The sequence below is a fragment of the Ramlibacter sp. MAHUQ-53 genome (assembly GCF_052600055.1).
Map to the genome: position 1 here is coordinate 394669 of NZ_JBQWTS010000001.1, position 20156 is coordinate 414824.

Annotated in this window: 12 protein-coding genes; 8 read left to right on the forward strand and 4 right to left on the reverse strand. The window is 74.4% G+C overall.

Annotated features, from left to right (window positions below; genetic code table 11):
• Positions 1 to 35 precede the first annotated feature (35 nt).
• The 8 genes from ACT80S_RS01750 (at position 36) to ACT80S_RS01785 (ending at position 14192) form a co-directional block, all read left to right on the forward strand.
• Positions 36 to 3515, forward strand: coding sequence for a transglutaminase family protein (locus ACT80S_RS01750; RefSeq protein ID WP_377411831.1), 3480 nt, complete (start codon positions 36 to 38; stop codon positions 3513 to 3515).
• Positions 3516 to 3602: 87 nt separating this feature from the next.
• Positions 3603 to 5480 (forward strand): autotransporter assembly complex protein TamA, encoded by a 1878-nt coding sequence (locus ACT80S_RS01755; protein WP_377411833.1) that lies wholly within the window; start codon positions 3603 to 3605, stop codon positions 5478 to 5480.
• Positions 5481 to 5482: 2 nt separating this feature from the next.
• Positions 5483 to 9142 (forward strand): translocation/assembly module TamB domain-containing protein, encoded by a 3660-nt coding sequence (locus tag ACT80S_RS01760; RefSeq protein ID WP_377412616.1) that lies wholly within the window; start codon positions 5483 to 5485, stop codon positions 9140 to 9142.
• 33 nt (positions 9143 to 9175) lie between these two features.
• Positions 9176 to 11749 carry a circularly permuted type 2 ATP-grasp protein gene (locus tag ACT80S_RS01765; RefSeq protein ID WP_377411835.1) on the forward strand — a complete coding sequence of 858 codons (2574 nt, stop codon included), beginning with the start codon at positions 9176 to 9178 and terminating at the stop codon, positions 11747 to 11749.
• A gap of 22 nt (positions 11750 to 11771) precedes the next feature.
• Entirely contained in the window at positions 11772 to 12653 is an 882-nt protein-coding gene (locus ACT80S_RS01770; protein ID WP_377411837.1) for a transglutaminase family protein, read from the forward strand.
• 18 nt (positions 12654 to 12671) lie between these two features.
• Positions 12672 to 13391 (forward strand): hypothetical protein, encoded by a 720-nt coding sequence (locus ACT80S_RS01775; RefSeq protein ID WP_377411839.1) that lies wholly within the window; start codon positions 12672 to 12674, stop codon positions 13389 to 13391.
• Positions 13384 to 13665: a hypothetical protein gene (locus ACT80S_RS01780; protein ID WP_377411841.1), complete on the forward strand. Its 282-nt coding sequence runs from the start codon at positions 13384 to 13386 to the stop codon at positions 13663 to 13665. The genes ACT80S_RS01775 and ACT80S_RS01780 overlap by 8 nt, the downstream gene beginning before the upstream one ends.
• Positions 13666 to 13736: 71 nt before the next feature.
• On the forward strand, positions 13737 to 14192 hold the full coding sequence (locus ACT80S_RS01785) for a RidA family protein (RefSeq protein ID WP_377411843.1): 456 nt from the start codon (positions 13737 to 13739) through the stop codon (positions 14190 to 14192).
• Positions 14193 to 14238: 46 nt separating this feature from the next.
• Here ACT80S_RS01785 and ACT80S_RS01790 read toward each other — a convergent pair whose 3' ends face one another.
• The 4 genes from ACT80S_RS01790 to ACT80S_RS01805 form a co-directional block, all read right to left on the reverse strand.
• Positions 14239 to 14793, reverse strand: a complete 555-nt coding sequence (locus tag ACT80S_RS01790; protein WP_377411845.1) for a hypothetical protein — start codon at positions 14791 to 14793, stop codon at positions 14239 to 14241.
• A 143-nt stretch (positions 14794 to 14936) separates the two neighbouring features.
• Positions 14937 to 17270 (reverse strand): DNA topoisomerase IV subunit A, encoded by a 2334-nt coding sequence (parC, locus tag ACT80S_RS01795; RefSeq protein ID WP_377411847.1) that lies wholly within the window; start codon positions 17268 to 17270, stop codon positions 14937 to 14939.
• Between the two features lie 15 nt (positions 17271 to 17285).
• Complete coding sequence (locus ACT80S_RS01800) at positions 17286 to 18161, reverse strand: lytic transglycosylase domain-containing protein (RefSeq protein WP_377411849.1); 876 nt, start codon at positions 18159 to 18161, stop codon at positions 17286 to 17288.
• Complete coding sequence (locus ACT80S_RS01805) at positions 18161 to 20131, reverse strand: DNA topoisomerase IV subunit B (RefSeq protein WP_377411851.1); 1971 nt, start codon at positions 20129 to 20131, stop codon at positions 18161 to 18163. Before ACT80S_RS01805 ends, ACT80S_RS01800 begins: the two co-directional genes overlap by 1 nt.
• Positions 20132 to 20156: the final 25 nt, after the last annotated feature.

Sequence of the window (20156 nt, forward strand, 5' to 3'; positions counted from 1 at the left end):
AGGCGCTTGGTCCGGCCCTTGCTAGCATGGTTTGCATGTCCATCCATGCCGCCCTGAACCACGTCACCCACTACACGTACGACCGTCCGGTGCAGCTCGGCCCGCAGGTCGTGCGCCTGCGCCCGGCCCCGCATTGCCGCAGCAAGGTGGTGTCGTATTCGCTGAAGGTCGAGCCCGCCGGCCACTTCATCAACTGGCAGCAGGACCCGTTCTCCAACTACCAGGCCCGCCTCGTCTTTCCGGACAAGACCACCGAATTCAAGGTCACGGTGGACATCGTGGTCGAAATGGCGGTCTACAACCCGTTCGACTTCTTCCTCGAGCCCGCCGCCGAGACATTCCCCTTCCGCTACGAGCCGGGCGTGGCGCAGGAGCTGGCCCCCTACCTCGCCGCCGAGCCGGCCGGCCCCCGGGTGCAGGCCTACCTGGACCGCATCGACCGCAGCGAGCGCCCCACCATCGACTTCCTCGTCGCGCTGAACCAGCGGGTGCAGCAGGACATCGGCTACCTCATTCGCATGGAGCCCGGCGTGCAGTCGCCGGAGGAGACGCTGGACAAGGCCAGCGGCTCCTGCCGCGATTCGGGCTGGCTGCTGGTGCAGCTGCTGCGGCACCTGGGACTGGCCGCGCGCTTCGTCTCGGGCTACCTGATCCAGCTCGCGCCCGACGTGAAATCGCTGGACGGCCCCAGCGGCACCAGCATCGACTTCACCGACCTGCACGCCTGGTGCGAGGTGTTCCTGCCCGGCGCCGGCTGGATCGGCCTGGACCCGACCTCGGGCCTGCTCGCCGGCGAGGGCCACATCCCCCTGGCCTGCACGCCCCAGCCCTCGGGCGCCGCGCCCATCGAGGGCCTGGTCGACGAGGCCGAGGTCCGGTTCGGCCACACCATGCAGATCACGCGCATCCACGAATCGCCGCGCGTGACCAAGCCCTACACCGAGGACCAGTGGGCCGGCGTGCTGGCCCTGGGCGAGGCGGTGGACCGCGCCCTGGAGGAGGGCGACGTGCGCCTGACCATGGGCGGCGAACCCACCTTCGTCGCCACCGCGGACCGCGACGCGCCCGAGTGGAACACCGACGCCCTGGGCCCGACCAAGCGCGGCTACGCCACCGCCCTGGTGGACAAGCTGCGCAAGGCCTACGGCCATGGCGGCTTCCTGCACTTCGGCCAGGGCAAGTGGTACCCGGGCGAGCAGCTGCCCCGGTGGGCGCTGTCCATCTTCTGGCGCGCCGACGGCCTGCCTTGCTGGCACGACCCGGCGCTGTTCGCCGACGAGCGCGAGACGCACCGCTACACGACGCAGGACGCCGGGCGCTTCATCCGCACCCTGGCCCGCAACCTCGGGCTCACCGACGAATTCGTCACCCCCGGCCACGAGGACGCCTGGTACTACCTGTGGCGCGAGCGCCGCCTGCCGGTGAACGTGGACCCGTTCGACTCCCGGCTCGACGACGAGCTCGAGCGCCAGCGGCTGCGCCGCGTCTTCAGCCAGGGGCTGGACACGGTAGTGGGCTACGTGCTGCCGCTGCAGGCCGAGGGCGTCCACCCGGCGCGGGGCGGCCCGGCCTGGTCCACCGGCCCCTGGTTCTTCCGCGACGAGCGCATGTACCTGGTGCCGGGCGACTCGCCCATTGGCTACCGCCTGCCGCTGGACTCGCTGCCCTGGGTCAGCCAGGCCGACTATCCGTACCTGGTCGAACAGGACCACTACGCCGCGCGGGACGAACTGCCCCACCCGGCCCGAATCCGCGCGCAGTACACGCCGCAAGCGGCCGGCGGCGGCTTCGCCGAGGGCGGCACGGTGGCGATGCAGGGCGGCGCGCCGGCGGCCGGCTCCGGCTCCGGCTCCGGCTCCGCCCCGCGCCAGCCCGAGCCCGCGGATTTCGCCCGCCAGCCGGCGCGCTTCGAATCCGCCCACTGGATCACCCGCACCGCGCTGTGCGTGGAGGTGCGCGACCCGCAGCGCGCCAACGGCCCGAAGGCCGAGAAGGACCACGGCGGCAAGAGCGGCGTGATGTACGTCTTCATGCCGCCGCTGGCGCGCCTGGAGGACTACCTGCACCTGCTGGCCGCGGTCGAGGCCAGCGCCGCGGAGCTCGGCGTGAAGATCGTGCTGGAGGGCTACCCGCCGCCGCGCGACGCGCGCCTGAAGCTGCTGCAGGTCACGCCCGACCCGGGCGTGATCGAGGTCAACATCCACCCGGCGCGCAACTGGCGCGAGCTGGTGGACCACACCGAGTTCCTCTACGAGGCGGCCTTCGAGACGCGCCTCACCGCCGAGAAGTTCATGACCGACGGCCGCCACACCGGCACCGGGGGCGGCAACCACTTCGTCCTGGGCGGCGCCACGCCGGCCGACTCGCCCTTCCTGCGCCGGCCCGACCTGCTCGCCAGCCTGGTCGCCTACTGGCACAACCACCCCTCGCTGTCCTACCTGTTCTCGGGCCTGTTCATCGGCCCCACCAGCCAGGCCCCGCGGGTCGACGAGGCGCGCAACGACCAGCTGTACGAGCTGGAGATCGCGATGAAGGAGATCGAGCGGAACCGCCTCGTGCATGCCCAGCACATGCCGCCCTGGCTGGTGGACCGCACGCTGCGCAACATCCTGGTCGACGTGACCGGCAACACCCACCGCAGCGAGTTCTGCATCGACAAGCTGTACTCGCCCGACTCCGCCACCGGCCGCCTGGGCCTGCTGGAGCTGCGCGCCTTCGAGATGCCGCCACACGCGCGAATGAGCATCGTCCAGCAGCTCCTGATCCGCGCCCTGGTCGCCCGCTTCTGGAAGACGCCGTACCGGGCCCCGCTCACGCGCTGGGGCACGCAGCTGCATGACCGCTGGATGCTGCCCGCCTTCGTGCAGATGGACCTGCACGACGTGCTGGCCGAGATGCGCGAGGCCGGCTTCGCCTTCGACGCGGCCTGGTTCGCGCCGCACTTCGAGTTCCGCTTCCCGCTGGTGGGCGAGGTCGCCTCGCGCGGCATCGAGCTGACCTTGCGCACCGCGCTGGAACCCTGGCACGTGATGGGCGAGGAAGGCGCGATCGGCGGCACGGTGCGCTTCGTCGACTCCTCGCTGGAGCGCATCGAGGTGCGGGTCACCGGCCTGAACGACAGCCGCCACGCCATCACCGTCAACGGCCACGCCCTGCCCCTGCAGCCCACCGGCGTGGCCGGCGAGTTCGTGGCGGGTGTGCGTTACCGCGCCTGGAACCCGCCCTCGGCGCTGCACCCCACCATCGGCGTGCACGCGCCCCTGGTCTTCGACATCGTCGACACCTGGATGGGCCGCTCCCTGGGCGGCTGCCAGTACCACGTGGCCCACCCGGGCGGCCGCAACTACGTGACCTTTCCGGTCAACGCCTACGAGGCCGAGAGCCGCCGCCTCGCGCGCTTCTTCCGCATGGGCCACACCCCGGGCCGGCTGGCCGTGGCGCCGGCCACCATCGGCGTGCCGGGCAGCCGGGAGTTCCCCTTCACGCTGGACCTGCGCACGCCGCCGGCCGGCTGAGCCCGGCCTGCCGGGGCCGGGCCGCAGTGCGGGGACAATCAGGCCATTCCTACGCAGGACCGCGGCCGGCCCTGCGATGCTGACCTGATGCCCCGACCCGTCCGCCACCGCTTCCACTGCCTCGCCCGCCTCGCCCGCCTCGCCCGCCTCGCGGGCTTCGCGGGCCGCGCAGGCCTGTCAGGCCTCTCAGGCCTGGTGCTCGCCGCCGCCCTGGCGGCCGGCGAGGCCCGGGCGCAGGCCGGGGCGCCGGCGCCCGTCCCCGCGTTCACGCTGGAGATCAGCGCCCCCGCGCCGGTGCGCGAGCTGCTCGCGCGGCACCTGGCCCTGGGCCGCTACCGCGAGGTCAGCGACCTGGACGAGGCCGAACTCGCCCGCCTGCTGGTACTGGCCGAGCGCGAGGCGCGCGAGCTCCTGGCGACGCAGGGCTACTTCGCGCCCTCGCTCTCGCTGGCCACCGACGCCGCCGCCCGCCCGCCGCGCGTGACGATCCGCGTCGAGCCCGGCGAGGCCACGCGGGTCGAGGCGGTGGCCATCGCCTTCGAGGGCGACATCGCCGCCACCATCGAGCCGGGCGCCGTCGCCCAGCGCGAGGACCTGCGCGCCGGCTGGCGCCTGCGCCCCGGCGAGCGCTTCACGCAGGAGGCCTGGGACGAGGCCAAGGCCCAGGCCACCCGAGCCCTCACCGCGCGCCGCTACCTGCGTGCGCGCATCGCCCACGGCGAGGCCGACGTGGACGCCGCCGCCTCGCGCGCCCGCCTCGGCCTGCGCCTGGACTCCGGCCCGCGCTTTTCCCTCGGCCCGCTGCAGGTCACCGGCCTGGAGCGCTACGACCCGCGCATCGTCCCCCGCCTGGCGCGCCTGAGGGAAGGCGCCGACTACGACCAGGACGAACTCGTGCAGGCCCAGCTGCGGCTGGCCGGCAGCGGCTACTTCGACTCGGCCTTCCTCTACGTGGACCCGGACAGCGACCCGCGCGCCGCGCCGGTGCAGGTGCAGCTGCGCGAGGCGCCGATGCAGCGGGTGGTGCTGGGCCTGGGCCTGACCACCGACCGCGGCCCGCGCCTGTCGCTGGAGCACCGGCACAACCGCGTGCCCGGCCTCGGCTGGCGCGCCGCCACCCGCGTGCAGCTGGAACGGCGCGCCCGGTCCGCCGAGACGGAGTGGACCGACATCCCCGACGCCGCCGGCTGGCGCTGGGGCGTGCTGGCCCGGGCCGAGCGGCAGGAGGACGACACCCAGGTCACCCTCGCGCAGCGCCTGCGCGTGGGCCGCAGCGAGGCGGGTGACCGCATCGAGCGTAATGTCTTCGCCCAGTTCGACCGGGCCACGGTGCACGACATCGCGGGCATCGTCGACCAGGAAGCCGGCGACGGCACCGCCCTCACCGCCGGCCTGGCCTGGACCGGCCGCTGGTTCGACCAGCGCGTGCAGCCCACCCGCGGCTTCGGCGTGGGCCTGGAGCTGGGCGGCGGCGTCACCCTGGCGGGACGCAACATCCCGTTCCAGCGCACGGTGGCCCGCGGCCTGTGGCTGCTGCCGCTGCCCACGGGCCGGCTGCAGCTGCGCGCCGAGGGCGGCGCGGTGCTCACGCGCGGCGACGCCCGCGTGCCCTCGACCCAGTTGTTCCGCACCGGCGGCGACACCACGGTGCGCGGCTACGGCTACCGGGACATCGGCGTCGAGCGCGCCGGCGGCACGGTGAGCGCCGGCCGCTACCTCGCGGTCGGCAGCGTCGAGTGGCAGCGCCCGGTGCGCAGGGACGGCGAGGCGACGCCCTGGGAGCACACCCTGTTCCTGGACGCCGGCTCGGTGGGCGACCGCGCCGGCCGGCTTGCCGACCTGGCCTACGGCCTGGGCACCGGCGTGCGCTACGCCAGCCCGGTGGGGCCGCTGCGCGCCGACATCGCCTGGGCCTCGCGCACCCGCCGCCCGCGCCTGCACCTGAGCGTGGGGGTGGTGTTTTGAGCGTGCTGCGCGGGCTGCGGCGGCTGCACGACGCCCTGCTGGCGCTGGCGGCCCTGCTCGCCATCGCCGCCGGGGCGCTGTGGTGGTGGTCCGGCACGCCCGGCTCGCTGGCCTGGGCCTGGGCCCGCTGGGCCCAGCCCCTGGGGCTGCAGGCCGAGGGGCTCGAGGGCTCGCTGCGCGAGGGCCTGCGCGCGCGGCGGCTGCAGTGGTCGCAGGACGGCCTGCAGGTGCAGGCCGAGGGCGTGGACCTCGCCTGGTCCCCGCTGGACCTGCTGCGCGAGCGCCGGCTGCACCTGGCCCGCCTGCGCGTCGCGCTGCTGGAGGTGCGCGACGAGCGTCCCGCCGCCGCCCCGGCGCCGCCGGCCGACCTGAAGCTGCCCCTGGCCGTCACCATCGACGACATCCACCTCGGCCGCCTGCGCTGGCACGGCCCGCCCGCCTTCGAGACGCGGGACCTCGCCGGCCACTACCGCTACGCCGGCGGGCGGCACCTGGCCAAGTTGCGCCAGGTCCTCGTCGCCCGGGGCCGCTACAGCGGCGAGGCCACGCTGGGCGACACCGCGCCGCTGCCGCTGCAGCTGCGCCTGGAGGGCCAGGTCGAGGCCGCGCCGCCCGGGGGCCGGCCGCAGGCCCTGGCCCTGGACGCCGAGGCCCGCGGCCCGCTCGCGCGGCTCGAGCTGCAGGCCCGCCTGCGTGCGCGCGAGGCCGGCGACGCCGCCCCCGCCGCCGACCTGGAGGCGACGCTGGCGCCGTGGCAGTCCCCCGCCCTGCCGCAGGCCCGCGCCCGGCTGCGCAACATCGACCTGGCGGCCCTGTGGCCGCAGGCGCCGGGCACTGCGCTGGGCGGCCGCCTCGACCTCGCCCCGGCCGGCGCGGGCTGGGCCCTGGACACCGAGCTGGCCAACGCCCGCCCGGGCCCCTGGGACCGCAGGGCGCTGCCCGTCTCGCGCCTGCAGGCCCGGGGCGAGTGGCGGGCGGGCACCTTGCTGGTACGCAGCCTGCAGGCCGACCTGGGGGGCGGCACCGCCCGCGGCGAGGGCGCCTGGACCGGCCCCGGCCGCTGGCGCGCGCAGGCCGAGGTCGCCGGCGTGGACCCGGCCGCCCTGCACGGCGCGCTCGCCTCGCACCCCCTCTCCGGCAGCCTGACGGCGCAAGGGGACGCCCGCGCGATCGACTTCGAGGCCGACCTGCGCGGCGCGCGCCGGACCTCTGCCTCTGCCTCTGCCTCTGCCTCTGCCTCCGCATCCGCATCCGCATCCGCATCCGCATCCGCATCCGCATCCGCAGCCTCCGCTGCCGCGCCTCGCCCGGCCCCGGGCCCGGTCCCTGCCCCGGTGCCAGCTGCCAGTGCCGCCCTGTCGCTCGAAACCCTCCACGCCCAGGGCCGCTGGGATGGCCAGCGCCTGGCCCTGCCGCGCCTGCGCGTTCGCGCCGCCGACGCCGTGCTCGAAGGCGCGCTGGACCTGCAGCCCGCTGCGCGCGCCGGCGAAGGCCGCCTGCGGCTGGAGGCGCCGGGCCTGTCCGCCCAGGCCGAGGGCCGCCTCGCGCCGGACCGGGGCGCCGGCCAGCTCACGCTGCGCGTGCCCCAGCTTGCCGCGGCCCAGGCCTGGCTGGCCCGCCTGCCCGGCGTGGCGGTCCCGGGCTGGGCCCTGGCCAGCGGCGACGCCAGCCTGGACCTGGGCTGGCGCGGCGGCTGGAACGCCCCCGCCCTGGAGGCACGCCTGCAGGCCCGGGCGGCGCAGGGGCCGCGCCGCGCCCGCCTCGCCCTGTCCGCCACCGGCACCCGCGCGGGCAGCGCCTGGCAAGGCCGCATCGACACCTTCCACCTCGCCGCCGCCGACCCCGCCCGCACCGCGGGCGAGTGGCAGCTGCAGGCCCGCCAGCCCGTCACCCTCCAGTTCGCGGACGGCCGCCTCGCCGTCGGCGCCGGCCAGGCCACGCTCACCGCCCCGCCCCTGGGCGGCGCCGGCCCGACGCAGGCGCTGGTGGCCTGGGAGCCCGCGCGCTGGGGCGGCGGCGAGCTGCACACCGCCGGGCGCGTCACCGGCCTGCCGCTGTCGTGGAGCGCCCTGGCGGGCATGGCCCCGCCCGCCGGCGACCTCCTGCTCGACGGCCGCTGGGACCTGCACCTCGCGCAGGCCCTGCGCCTGCGCGCCGAGCTGGCCCGCGCCAGCGGCGACGTCACCCTGCTGGCGGAGACCGCCGAGGGCACGCCCGCGCGCGTGACCGCCGGCGTGCGCGAGGCCCGCCTGACCCTGGACAGCCAGGGCGAGGCCGTGCGCCTGGCCGCGCGCTGGGACAGCGAGCGCGCCGGCGCGCTGCAGGCCGACCTGGCCACCCGCCTGGCCCCTGGCGGCGCCGCCGGCTGGACCTGGCCGCAGGAGGCGCCGCTCACCGGCCGCCTGCAGGCCCGGCTGCCCCGCATGGGCGCCTGGTCGGTGCTGGCCCCGCCCGGCCGGCGCCTGCGCGGCTCCCTCGCCGCCGACCTCGCCCTCTCCGGCACGCGCGGGCAGCCGCGCCTGCAGGGCCCGCTCTCGGCCGACGACCTGGGCCTGCGCTCGGTGGTCGACGGCGTCGCGCTGGAGGGCGGCCGGCTGCGCGCGCGCCTGGACGACACCCGGCTGGTGGTCGACGAGCTCCTGCTCCAGGGCCCCGCCGGCGGCGGCACCCTGCGCGCCAGCGGCGAGGGCCGCTGGCAGGCCGGCGCGCCGGCGCTGCGGCTGGAGGCCCGCCTCGAGCAGCTGCGCGCCAGCGTGCGCACCGACCGCCAGCTCACCGTCTCCGGCACCCTCACCGGCTCGCTCGACGGGCGCGAGGCCGCCCTCGCCGGCCGGCTGCGGGTGGACCGCGCCCGCATCACCCTGCCCGATCGCGGCGCGCCGGCCCTGGGCAGCGACGTGGTGGTCCGCAACCTGCCCGCCGGCGTGCAGCTCGGCGCGCAGGCCCGGCCCGCGGCCCCGGCCCGGGCCCTGCGGCTGGGGGTGGACATCGACCTGGGCGGCGACTTCCGCCTCCAGGGCCTGGGCGCCGCGGTGCGCCTGGGCGGCGAGGTCACCGTCAGCGGCGAGTCGCTGGCGCAGCCGCGCCTGGCGGGCACGGTGCAGGTGCTCGAGGGCGAGTACCAGGCCTACGGCCAGACCCTGGCGATCGAGCGCGGCGTGCTGCGCTTCACCGGCGCCCCCGACAACCCGGCGCTGGACCTGCTCGCGGTGCGGCCCAACCTGGTGCAGAAGGTGGGCGTGCTGGTCACCGGCCGGGCGCAGTCGCCCACGGTGCGCCTGTATGCCGAGCCCGACCTGCCCGAGGGCGAGAAGCTGTCCTGGCTGGTGCTGGGGCGGGCGGCGCCGGCCGGCGGGGCCGAGGCGGCGCTGGTGCAGCAGGCCGCCCTGGGCCTGCTGGCGCAGCGCACCGGCGCGGGCGGCGGCATCGCCACCCGCCTGGGGCTGGACGAGCTCTCGGTGCGCCGCGAGGGCAGCAGCGGCGCGGCCATCACCCTGGGCAAGCGCTTCGCCCGCAACTTCTATGCGGCGTACGAGCGCAGCCTGGGCGGCGCCCTGGGCACGCTCTACGTGTTCTACGACCTGACCCGCCACCTCACCCTGCGCGCCGAGGCCGGCGACCGCGCGGGCGTGGACCTGGTCTACACCCTCAGCTACGACTGACACGACGCCGCGCCTGTCACAATCCCGACCGACGTGGAAGGCACCAACGACTCCCTTTTCGACGGCGATGCGCACGAGGCCCCGGCCGCCCTGGCGGCGACCCTGGCGCAGCCCGCGGCCCCCGGCCGCTTCGACGAACTGCGCGGGCGCAGTTCGCCGGCCGCCACCGACCTGCCCACGCGCGCCTGGAGCCGCTTCTTCGAGCACCTCGGCGCCGAGGGCTTCGCCGACCTGGACCGGCGCACCCTCAACCTGGCGCGCCAGGTGCGGGACAACGGCGTCACCTACAACGTCTACGCCGACGCCAACGGCCCGCAGCGTCCCTGGTCGCTGGACCTGTTCCCCCTGATCCTCACGCCCGAGAGCTGGCGCCGCATCGAGACCGGCGTGCTGCAACGCATGCGCCTGCTCGAGCAGGTGATGGCCGACGTCTACGGCCCGCAGCGCCTGGTGGCAGGCAACCTGCTGCCCCCGGCCCTGGTGCACGGCCACCCCGGCTACCTGCGACCGATGCAGGGCGCCACGCCCGCCGGCGGGCGGCACCTGCACATCGCCGCCTTCGACCTCGCGCGCGACGCCGAGGGCCGCTGGTGGGTGGTCTCGCAAAGCACGCAGGCGCCCTCGGGCCTGGGCTACCTGCTGGAGAACCGGCTGGTCATCTCGCGCCTGTTTCCCGAGGCCTTCGCCGACCTGCGCGTGCAGCGCCTGGCCGCCAGCTACGGCGCCCTGGCCGACAGCCTGCGCACCCTGAGCCCCTGCGACCGCGCCGGCGGCGAGGAGCCGCGCATCGTGCTGCTCACGCCCGGCCCCTGGAACGAGACCTACTTCGAGCACGCCTTCCTGGCGCGCTACCTGGGCCTGACCCTGGTGGAGGGCAGCGACCTCACCGTGCGCGGCGAGCGCCTGTACCTCAAGACCCTGGGCGGGCTGGAGCCGGTGCACGGCATCCTCAAGCGCCTGGACGACGAATTCCTCGACCCGCTGGAACTGCGCGCCGACTCGCGCCTGGGCGTGCCCGGCCTGCTGCAGGCGATCCGCGCGGGCAACGTGCTGGTGGCCAACCAGCCCGGCTCGGCCCTCCTCGAGTCCACCGCCCTGCTCGGCTTCCTGCCCGCGCTGTCGAAGCACCTGCTCGGCGAGGAGCTGCAGCTGCCCTCGCTGCACACCTGGTGGTGCGGCGAGCGCGCGGCGATGGAGGCGGTGCTGCCGCAACTGGGCAAGAGCGTCATCAAGCCCACCTACACCGCGCCGGGCGCGGGCGCGGTGCTGGGGCACACGCTGCCGCGGCGCGCGCTCGACGAATGGGCCGGCCGCATCCTGCGCAACCCGGACGACCACACCGTGCAGGCCTACCTGCCGCTGTCGCAGATGCCCACCTGGGACGGCGAGCGGCTGGCGCCGCGCTCGCTGCTGCTGCGGGTCTTCGCCGTGCCCGACGGCGCGGGCGGCTGGCGGGTGCTGCCCGGCGGCCTGACCCGCCTGGCCGGCGCCACGCAGGAGACCGCCTCCATGCAACGCGGCGGCAGCAGCGCCGACACCTGGGTCATGACCGACGGCGAGGTGGACCGCACCACCCTGCTGCCGCAGGCCAGCACCGACGCGGCCGCCGCCGTGGCCCACCGCAGCCGCGTGGTCACCAGTCGCGCCGCCGAGAACCTCTTCTGGCTGGGGCGCTACACCGAGCGCACCGAGAACACCGCGCGCCTGGCCCGCCTCGCGCTGGACGCCCTCGGCGGCGAGGACCAGGACTCGCAGCCCCTGCTCGCCTGGGTCAGCGCGATGGCCGCCGGCAACGCCCTGCTCCTGCCCGGCGTGCCGCCGGCCACGCAGTCGCGCCGGGTGTTCGAGCGCTCGCTGATCGCGGCGCTGGCCGACACCCGCAAGGCCACCAGCGTGGGCTTCAACCTGGGCGGCATCCGCTCGGCCGCCTCGGCGGTGCGCGAGCGCCTCTCGCTGGAGCAGTGGAACCTCATCGTGCGCGCCGAGCAGGAGTTCCTGCGCGGGTGCGGGCAGTGCACCCGGCATGGCGAGTACGCGCCGGTCGAGGCGGTGCGGGTGCTGGAGCAGCTGTCCGGCCACATGGCCGCCATGACCGGCGCGCAGACCGACCGCATGACCCGCGACAACGGCTGGCGCCTGCTGTCCACCGGCCGCCACCTGGAGCGCCTGGCCTTCCTGGCCTCGGCCCTGTCCGAGGGCTTCGAGACCGGCGCGGTGACCGACGAGGCCGGCTTCGAGGCGCTGCTGGCGCTGTTCGACAGCACCATCACCTTCCAGGCCCTGTACCAGAAGCGGCACGACATCCCGGCGCTGCTGGACCTGCTGGTCCTGGACCGCGACAACCCGCGCTCGCTGGGCTGGGTCACGCAGACCCTGCGTGGCCGCCTCGCCCGCATCGACGAGGGTGCGGCCGGCCTGGCCGAGGTGCTGCCCGACCCGCAGTCGTGGACGCTGCAGGCCCTGTGCGAGCGTGACGCCGACGGCCGCCCGGCGCGCCTGCTGGCGCTCCTGCAGCAGTGCGTGGACGGTGCGCTGCGCCTGAGCGACGACCTCACCGCCCGCTACTTCGCCCACTCCGAGGACGCCCGCCAGACGGTGGGCGCCTGAGCCACTTCGCACCGACATCCCGATGCTGCTGCAGGTCGTCCACGAAACCACCTACGACTACGCGCCCGCGGTGAAGACCGCGCAGCACCTGGCCCACCTCAAGCCGCGGCAGACGCCGCACCAGAAGGTGCTGCGCCATCGCCTGTCCGTCACGCCGCAGCCCGCGCAGCTGCGCGAGGTGCCCGACGCCTGGGGCAACACCCGCACCTTCTTCAGCCTGGCGTCCAGCCATGAGCGGCTGCGGGTGGTGGCCGACAGCCTGGTCGACACCGCGCCGCCGCCCGAGCCGGCCAGCACCATCCCCTGGGAGGACGCGCGCGAGCGCATGCGCTACCACCGGGACGCGCGGTTCGACCCCGCCAGCGAGTTCGCCTTCGCCTCGCCCTACGTGCCGCGGCACGAGGACTTCATGGCCTATGCGCAGCCCAGCTTCACGCCCGGCCGCCCGCTGCTGGCGGCGGCGCGCGAGCTGATGGCGCGCATCCACCGGGAGTTCGAGTACCACTCGCAGGCCACCGACGCCAGCACACCGGCGCTGCAGTCCCTGGCCCTGCGCCAGGGCGTGTGCCAGGACTTCGCGCACGTGATGATCGGCTGCCTGCGCAGCCTGGGCCTGCCGGCGCGCTACGTCAGCGGCTACCTGCTCACCGAGCCGCCGCCGGGCCAGCCCCGGCTGGTGGGCGCCGACGCCTCGCACGCCTGGGCCTCGGTCTGGCTGCCCGGCGAGGGCGGCGAGCCCGGCACCTGGGCCGACCTCGACCCCACGAACGACCGCGCCCCGGGCGAGGACTATGTCGTCCTCGCCATCGGCCGCGACTATGCCGACGTCTCGCCCGTGCGCGGGGTCATCCACGGCGGCGCGAACCACCAGCTGAAGGTGGCGGTGACGGTGGCGCCGGCCTGAGGCAGCGCGAGTCGTTTCATGCCCACGCACGACCAGCTGCTCCACATCCTGCGCACCTGGGGCCGCCAGCCCGCGGGTGAACTGGTCTCGCGCCTGGGGGTCAGCCGCCCCACGCTGATGCGGGCCGTGCGGGCCCTGGGCCCGCAGGTGGTCGCCCTGGGCCGCGCCCGCCGCAGCGCCTACGCGGCCCGCCGCGCGCTGCGGGGAGACTGGGCCTCGCTGCCGGTCTACCGCATCGACGAGTCCGGCCAGGCGCACGAAGCCGCGACGCTGTCGCCCCTGCATCCTGGGGGCTGCGCGGTGGACTGGCGCGAGCCCTGCCCCTGGCCGCTCGACGCCGACATGGCGGACGGCTGGTTCGACGGCCTGCCGTACCTGCTGGACGACCTGCGCCCGCAAGGCTTCCTGGGCCGCCACTTCGCGCGCCAGCATGCGCCCCTGCTGCAGTTGCCGGCGGACCCCGCGCAGTGGTCCGAGGACGACACCCTGCACGCCCTGAGCCTGGTCGGCGGCGACGCGCCCGGCTGCTACGTGCTGGGCGAGCCGGCCTTGCGCGGCTGGCTCGCCGCAGTGCGCCTGGTCCGCGCTCAATGCCGGCCTGCTCGGGCTGCCCGCGCCGGCCTGGGTGACGGGCGCGCGGGCCCTGCAGGCGCGGGGCTGGATCGATGCCGGCACGCGCGAGGCGATCGAGCACGCCTGGCAGTTCGGCCAGCTGATCGCCAACAGCGACATGCATGACGGCAACCTCGCCTTCCTCCCCGGCCTGCGGCTGGCGCCGGTCTACGACATGCTGCCGATGCGCTACGCCCCGCCGCGCGCCGCCGAGGTCGTGACGCCGCCCTTCGCCCCGCCGCTGCCCCTGCCGGCCGAGCGCGAGGCCTGGGCCGCGGCGTTGCCGGCGGCCCGCGCGTTCTGGGCCGAGGCCGCCGGCGACCGCCGCATCAGCGGCGGCTTCCGCCGCGTCTGCGAGGCCAATGCCCGCCACCTCGAAGGCCTGGCCGCGGTGGGCTGATCGCGGCGATGCGACGCCGGCGGCTCCTACAATCGCGCCCTCCCCCGACTCCAGACCTCCAAGAGATTCCCATGACCATCGCCGCCAAGCTCCAGGAACTGAACATCACCCTGCCCCCGGTGGCCGTGCCCGCCGCGGCCTATGTGCCCTTCGTGCGCACCGGCAACCTCGTCTTCCTCTCCGGCCACATCGCCAAGAAGGACGGCAAGCCCTGGGTCGGCCAGCTGGGCAAGGACATGAACACCGAGCAGGGCAAGGAAGCCGCCCGCGCCATCGCCATCGACCTGCTCGGCACGCTGCAGGCCGCCGTGGGCGACCTGGAGAAGGTGGTCCGCATCGTCAAGGTGATGAGCCTGGTCAATTCGACCTCCACCTTCACCGAGCAGCACCTGGTCACCAACGGCGCCAGCGAGCTGTTCGCCCAGGTGTTCGGCGACAAGGGCGCCCACGCCCGCAGCGCCTTCGGCGTGGCCCAGATCCCGATGGGCGCCTGCGTCGAGATCGAGCTGATCGCCGAGGTGGCCTGACCACTCGCGCTCCTGGCGCGCCCGGCGCGCCTCGTGGCGCGTTGCCTCAGCGCACCGGAATCATCAGGTGCTGCCAGGGCGTCCCCGGCCACATGATGTAGGGCACGCCCGTGTCCGGCGTCGCCGACTTCGGGTACTGGTCGTAGAACGCCGCGTCTGCGCCCACGACCATCACGTGCGGCCCGGTGCTGACCCAGTGGTTGCTCGCCGTGGGCTGCTGCGCGAAGGGGTCGGTGTTGCTCGCGTCGGTGCCGCCCTTGAGCATGTACATGAAGCCGATCTTCCCGGCCGGCGGCGGCTTGCGGGCCATCCAGGCCTGGACCCACTCCATCGCCGCCCTGTCCATGCACATCGGGTCCGGGCCGGGCGTGGCCGGGTTGTCCGGCATGCAGGTGAAGCCGTTGCGACCCTCGCGCAGGGTGCGCAGGCGGCCGTCCTTCTCCACGGCCACGATGGTGGCGCCGGCGGCCACCTTGGGCGGCGCGGCCTGCAAGGCGCTGTCGACCAGGGCGGCGTCGGCCGGCGCGGGCGCGGGGACCGCCTGCGCGTGAACGAGGCAGACGCCAGCCAGCAGGCTGGCGGCGATCGGGGTCTTCTTCATGGCGGACTCCGGGAGACGGGGCCCGCAGTCTCGGCGGCAACGGCCCGCCGCCGCCGGGGAATCGGCCGCGCCTGGCCGTGCGGCGCGGCCTACATCGCGCGGCCGTGCTGCGAAGGCCGCGGGTTACCCGCGACCCCAGGCCCTCACTCCACCCGCACGATGGCCGTGGGCTTGAAGCCCAGGTCGGCCGCCTTGCCCTTGCGGCCGCGGCCGGCGCGGGCGTTATTGAGCGAGCGGATCTCCAGCGTCTCCTCGCGGTCCTTGCCGCCGCGGCCCACGCCCGAGATCTTCACGCTGCGGGTGTAGGCCGCCGCGCCGGCCAGGGTGTCCTTGGCCTCGAGGTCGATCAGCATCAGGCCGCGGCCGCCGTTGGCCTGGGCCTTGAGCTCGCCGATCTCGAAGGTGAGGATGCGCCCGCCGGTGGAGGCGCAGGCCACGTGCGTGGCGGCCGCGACCGGCGCCACCTGCGCCGGGGAAGGCCGGCACACGGACTCGCCCTCGCCGCAGGAGATGAAGGACTTGCCCCCGCGCTGGCGCGAGGTCATGTTCTCCACCGTCGCCAGGAAGCCGTAGCCCGCGCTGTTGGACAGCAGCAGGCTGGCGCCGGCGGCGCCGGCGAAGTAGTGCACGACCTGCGTGCCCGCCTCCAGCTCGATGAAGGTGGTGATCGGCTGGCCGTCGCCGCGCGCGCCGGGCAGCGTGGCCACTGGCACCGAGTAGATGCGGCCGTTGCTGCCGAAGACGAGGAGCGTGTCGACCGTGCGGCATTCGAAGGTGCCGTAGAGGCCGTCGCCGGCCTTGAAGGCGAAGCTCGCGGCGTCATGGCCATGGCCCTGGCGCGCGCGCACCCACCCCTTCTGCGAGACGACCACGGTGACCGGCTCGTCGATGATCTTCACTTCGGCCACGGCCTTCTTCTCGGCCTGGATCAGGGTGCGGCGGGCGTCGGCGAAGGTCTTGGCGTCGGCCTCGATCTCCTTGACCATCAGCCGGCGCAGCGCGGCGGGGCTGCCGAGGATCTCCTCCAGCCTGCCCTGCTCCTCGCGCAGCTCCTTGAGCTCCTGCTCGATCTTGATCGCCTCCAGGCGCGCCAGCTGGCGCAGCCGGATCTCGAGGATGTCCTCGGCCTGGCGGTCGCTGAGGTTGAAGCGCGCGATCAGGGCGGCCTTGGGCTCGTCGGCGCCGCGGATGATCGCGATGACTTCGTCGATATTGAGCAGGACGGTCTGGCGGCCCTCCAGGATGTGGATGCGGTCCAGCACCTTGTCCAGGCGGTGCCGCGAGCGGCGCTCCACCGTGCGCTGGCGGAATTCGATCCACTCCACCAGGATCTGGCGCAGCGGCTTCTGCACCGGCTTGCCGTCGAGCCCGATCATGGTCATGTTGACCGGGGCCGAGGTCTCCAGGCTGGTGTGAGCCAGCAGGGCCTGGATCAATTCCGACTGCTCGATGCGGCTGGTCTTGGGCTCGAACACCAGGCGCACCGGCGCGTCCTTGCTGGACTCGTCGCGCACCGCGTCGAGCACGGCGAGCATGGACTGCTTCAGCTGCAGCTGGTCCTGCGTCAGCGCCTTCTTGCCGGCCTTGACCTTGGGGTTGGTGATCTCCTCGATCTCCTCCAGCACGCGCTGCGAGCTCACGCCCGGGGGCAGCTCGTTGACCACCAGCTGCCACTGGCCGCGGGCGAGGTCCTCGATCTTCCAGCGCGCGCGCACCTTCAGCGAGCCGCGGCCGCTGCGGTAGGCGTCGGCGATGTCGGAGGCGCTGGAGATGACCTGGCCGCCGCCCGGGAAGTCGGGGCCCGGGATGACGGCGAACAGCTCCTCGTCGGACAGCTTCGGGTTCTTGATCAGGGCCACGCAGGCGTCGGCCACCTCGCGCAGGTTGTGCGAGGGGATCTCGGTGGCCAGGCCCACGGCGATGCCGCTGGCGCCATTGAGCAGCGTGAACGGCAGGCGCGCGGGCAGCTGCACCGGCTCCTGGGTGCTGCCGTCGTAGTTGGGGCTGAAATCGACCGTGCCCTCGTCGATCTCGTCGAGCAGCAGGTTGGTGATCTTGGCCAGGCGGGCCTCGGTGTAGCGCATGGCCGCGGCGCCGTCGCCGTCACGCGAGCCGAAGTTGCCCTGGCCGTCGATCAGGGGGTAGCGCTGGGAGAAGTCCTGCGCCATGCGCACCAGGGCGTCGTAGGCGGCCTGGTCGCCGTGCGGGTGGAAGCGGCCCAGCACGTCGCCCACCACGCGGGCGCTCTTGACCGGCTTGGCGCCGGCGGTGCCGGAGAAGCCCAGGCCCATCCGGGCCATCGAGTAGAGGATGCGCCGCTGCACCGGCTTCTGGCCGTCGGCCACGTCGGGCAGCGCGCGGCCCTTGACCACGCTGAGGGCGTACTCGAGGTAGGCGCGCTGGGCGTAGGTCGCCAGGTCCAGTTGCGAGTCGTCGTCGCCGCCGTCGGCGGCGAGGGTGATGAGGTCCTGCTCCATGGGGGAAGGTCAGTGTCAGTCGATGTGGGTTCGCACGAGGGACGGCACGGCGGCCAGCGGCGCGCCGAGCGAGGGCGGCATGCGGGCTCGGCCCGGCACCGGGGCCGGCAGCTCCATGCGCACGCGGTGCGCGCCGGTGCCGGCGGTGATCGCGGTCGCCGTGGACGCCGTGGACGCAGCAGACGCCTGGGCCTCGGGCGCCGGCTTCAGCGCGGCGTACAGCTGCATCACGGTGCGCACGTAGTGGCGCGTCTCGCGGATGTCGGGGATGCGGTTGCCGGCGCGCAGCACCGCGCCTTCGCCCGCGTTGTAGGCGGCCAGCGCGAGCTCGAGCCGGCCGGGAAAGAGGTTCACCAGGTGGCGCAGGTAGCGCGCGCCGGCCCGCACATTGGTGCGCGGGTCCAGCAACTGGCGCGCGACCGGGTGGCGCGGCGAGCCGGCCACGCCGAAGCGCTCGGCGGTGGCGGGGATCACCTGCATCAGGCCGATGGCGCCCTTGGGCGAGACTGCCTGCGCATCGAAGCCGGACTCGGTGGCGACCAGGGCCTGAAGCAGCTCGACGTCGAGGTTGTGTGCGCGGGCCGCCTCGTGCAGCAGGGGCTGGGCCTGGCGCACGCCGGGGGCGGCGGCCAGCCAGGCGAGCAGCTTCGGCGAGGCGACGCCGTCGTCGGCGGGCCGGGGAGCGGCCGGCGCTGCGCCTTCGGCCGCCGAGGCCAGGGGCGCGGGCGCGAGGGGCCCGTCACCGCGCGAGAACAGCTCGTAGCGCTCGTCCAGCTTCTCGCCGGCGAAGAAGGCCACGCCGCGCGCGTCGACGAAGCCCCAGACGTCCGCGCGCGCGCCCGCCGACGCTGCCAGCAACAGCGCCAGGAGCCACGCGCGGGCGGGCCGCATCAGATGTCGACCTCCACCTCGTCGCCATGCAGCTCCATCAGCTCGCGGCGGGCCGCGGCCTCGCCCTTGCCCATGAGCTTGGTGATGAGGGTCTCGGTGCCGGCGAAGTCGAAGCGGCCCAGGGCCACCGGCAGCAGGCGGCGGGTGTCGGGGTTGAGCGTGGTCTCCCACAGCTGCTCGGCGCTCATCTCGCCCAGGCCCTTGAAGCGGCTGATGCTCCAGGCGCCTTCGCGCACGCCTTCCTTGCGCAGCTTGTCGAGGATGGCGGTGAGCTCGCCCTCATCCAGCGCGTAGCTCTTGGAGGCGGGCTTCTTGCCGCGCGCCGGCGCATCCACCCGGAACAGCGGCGGGCGGGCCACGTAGACATGGCCGGCCTCGATCAGCTTGGGGAAGTGGCGGAAGAACAGCGTGAGCAGCAGCACCTGGATGTGGGAGCCGTCGACATCCGCGTCGGACAGGATGCAGATCTTGCCGTAGCGAAGGCCGGAGAGGTCCGGCGTGTCGTTCGGCCCGTGCGGGTCGACGCCGATGGCCACCGCGATGTCGTGGATCTCGGTGTTGGCGAAGAGGCGGTCACGCTCCACCTCCCAGGTATTGAGCACCTTGCCGCGCAGGGGCAGGACCGCCTGGCATTCCTTGTCGCGGCCCATCTTGGCGCTGCCGCCGGCAGAGTCTCCCTCGACCAGGAAGACCTCGTTGTGGGCGATGTCGCGGCTCTCGCAGTCGGTCAGCTTGCCCGGGAGCACGGCGACCCCGGAGCCCTTGCGCTTTTCCACCTTCTGGCCGGCGCGCTGGCGGGTCTGGGCCGCCTTGATGGCGAGCTCGGCGAGCTTGCGGCCATAGTCCACGTGCTGGTTCAGCCACAGCTCCAGCGCCGGGCGAACGAAGCTGGAGACCAGGCGCACGGCGTCGCGCGAGTTCAGGCGCTCCTTGATCTGGCCCTGGAACTGCGGGTCCAGCACCTTGGCCGAGAGCACGTAGCTGGCGCGGGCGAAGACGTCCTCGGGCATCAGCTTCACGCCCTTGGGCAGCAGCGAGTGCAGCTCGATGAAGCTCTTGACCGCGTTGAACAGGCCGTCGCGCAGGCCGCTGTCATGCGTGCCGCCGGCGGACGTGGGGATCAGGTTGACGTAGCTCTCGCGCACCGGCGCGCCGTCCTCGGTGAAGGCCACGCACCACTGCGCGCCCTCGCCCTCGGCGAAGGTCTCGCTGTCCTCGGCATAGCCCTCGCCATCGAACAGCGGGATCACCGGGTCGGTGGGCAGGGTCTGCATCAGGTAGTCGCGCAGGCCGCCCTTGTACTGCCAGCTTTGCGTCTCCTTGGTCTTATCGTTCACGAGGTAGACGGCCACGCCCGGCATCAGCACCGCCTTGCTTCGCAGCAGGTGGGCCAGCTCGTTCAGGGGCAGCTGGGAGGACTCGAAGTACTTGGCGTCGGGCCAGACGCGCACGCTGGTGCCCTGGCGGCGGTCGCCCTCCTGGGCCTTGCGCACCTGCAGGTCCTCGGTGACGTCGCCGCCCTCGAACACCAGGCGGGCCACCTGGCCCTCGCGGTGCGAGACCGCCTCGAGCCGCTTGGCCAGGGCGTTGGTCACGGACACGCCGACGCCGTGCAGACCGCCGGAGAAGCTGTAGGCCCCGCCCTTGCCCTTGTCGAACTTGCCGCCGGCATGCAGGCGGGTGAACACCAGCTCGATCACCGGCGCCCCTTCCTCGGGGTGCAGGCCGAACGGGATGCCGCGGCCGTCATCTTCCACGCTGACGGAGCCGTCGGCATGGAGGGTGACCTTGATGCGCTTGCCGTAACCGGCCAGGGCCTCGTCGGCGGCGTTGTCCAACACCTCCTGGATGATGTGCAGGGGGTTGTCGGTCCGCGTGTACATGCCGGGACGCTGCTTGACGGGCTCCAGGCCCTTGAGCACGCGGATCGAACCTTCGGAATACTCGGTGGAGGGTTTGCTGCTTGCCATGGGAGCGGCGATTGTAGTTGCGGGC

Excerpts from the sequence above, each read along its gene's own strand:
- ACT80S_RS01750 (WP_377411831.1), top strand. The coding sequence starts at position 36 with ATGTCCATCCATGCCGCCCTGAACCACGTCACCCACTACACGTACGAC.
- ACT80S_RS01755 (WP_377411833.1), top strand. The coding sequence starts at position 3,603 with ATGCCCCGACCCGTCCGCCACCGCTTCCACTGCCTCGCCCGCCTCGCC.
- ACT80S_RS01770 (WP_377411837.1), top strand. The coding sequence starts at position 11,772 with ATGCTGCTGCAGGTCGTCCACGAAACCACCTACGACTACGCGCCCGCG.
- ACT80S_RS01775 (WP_377411839.1), top strand. The coding sequence starts at position 12,672 with ATGCCCACGCACGACCAGCTGCTCCACATCCTGCGCACCTGGGGCCGC.
- ACT80S_RS01780 (WP_377411841.1), top strand. The coding sequence starts at position 13,384 with ATGCATGACGGCAACCTCGCCTTCCTCCCCGGCCTGCGGCTGGCGCCG.
- ACT80S_RS01785 (WP_377411843.1), top strand. The coding sequence starts at position 13,737 with ATGACCATCGCCGCCAAGCTCCAGGAACTGAACATCACCCTGCCCCCG.
- ACT80S_RS01790 (WP_377411845.1), bottom strand. The coding sequence starts at position 14,793 with ATGAAGAAGACCCCGATCGCCGCCAGCCTGCTGGCTGGCGTCTGCCTC.
- parC (WP_377411847.1), bottom strand. The coding sequence starts at position 17,270 with ATGGAGCAGGACCTCATCACCCTCGCCGCCGACGGCGGCGACGACGAC.
- ACT80S_RS01800 (WP_377411849.1), bottom strand. The coding sequence starts at position 18,161 with ATGCGGCCCGCCCGCGCGTGGCTCCTGGCGCTGTTGCTGGCAGCGTCG.
- ACT80S_RS01805 (WP_377411851.1), bottom strand. The coding sequence starts at position 20,131 with ATGGCAAGCAGCAAACCCTCCACCGAGTATTCCGAAGGTTCGATCCGC.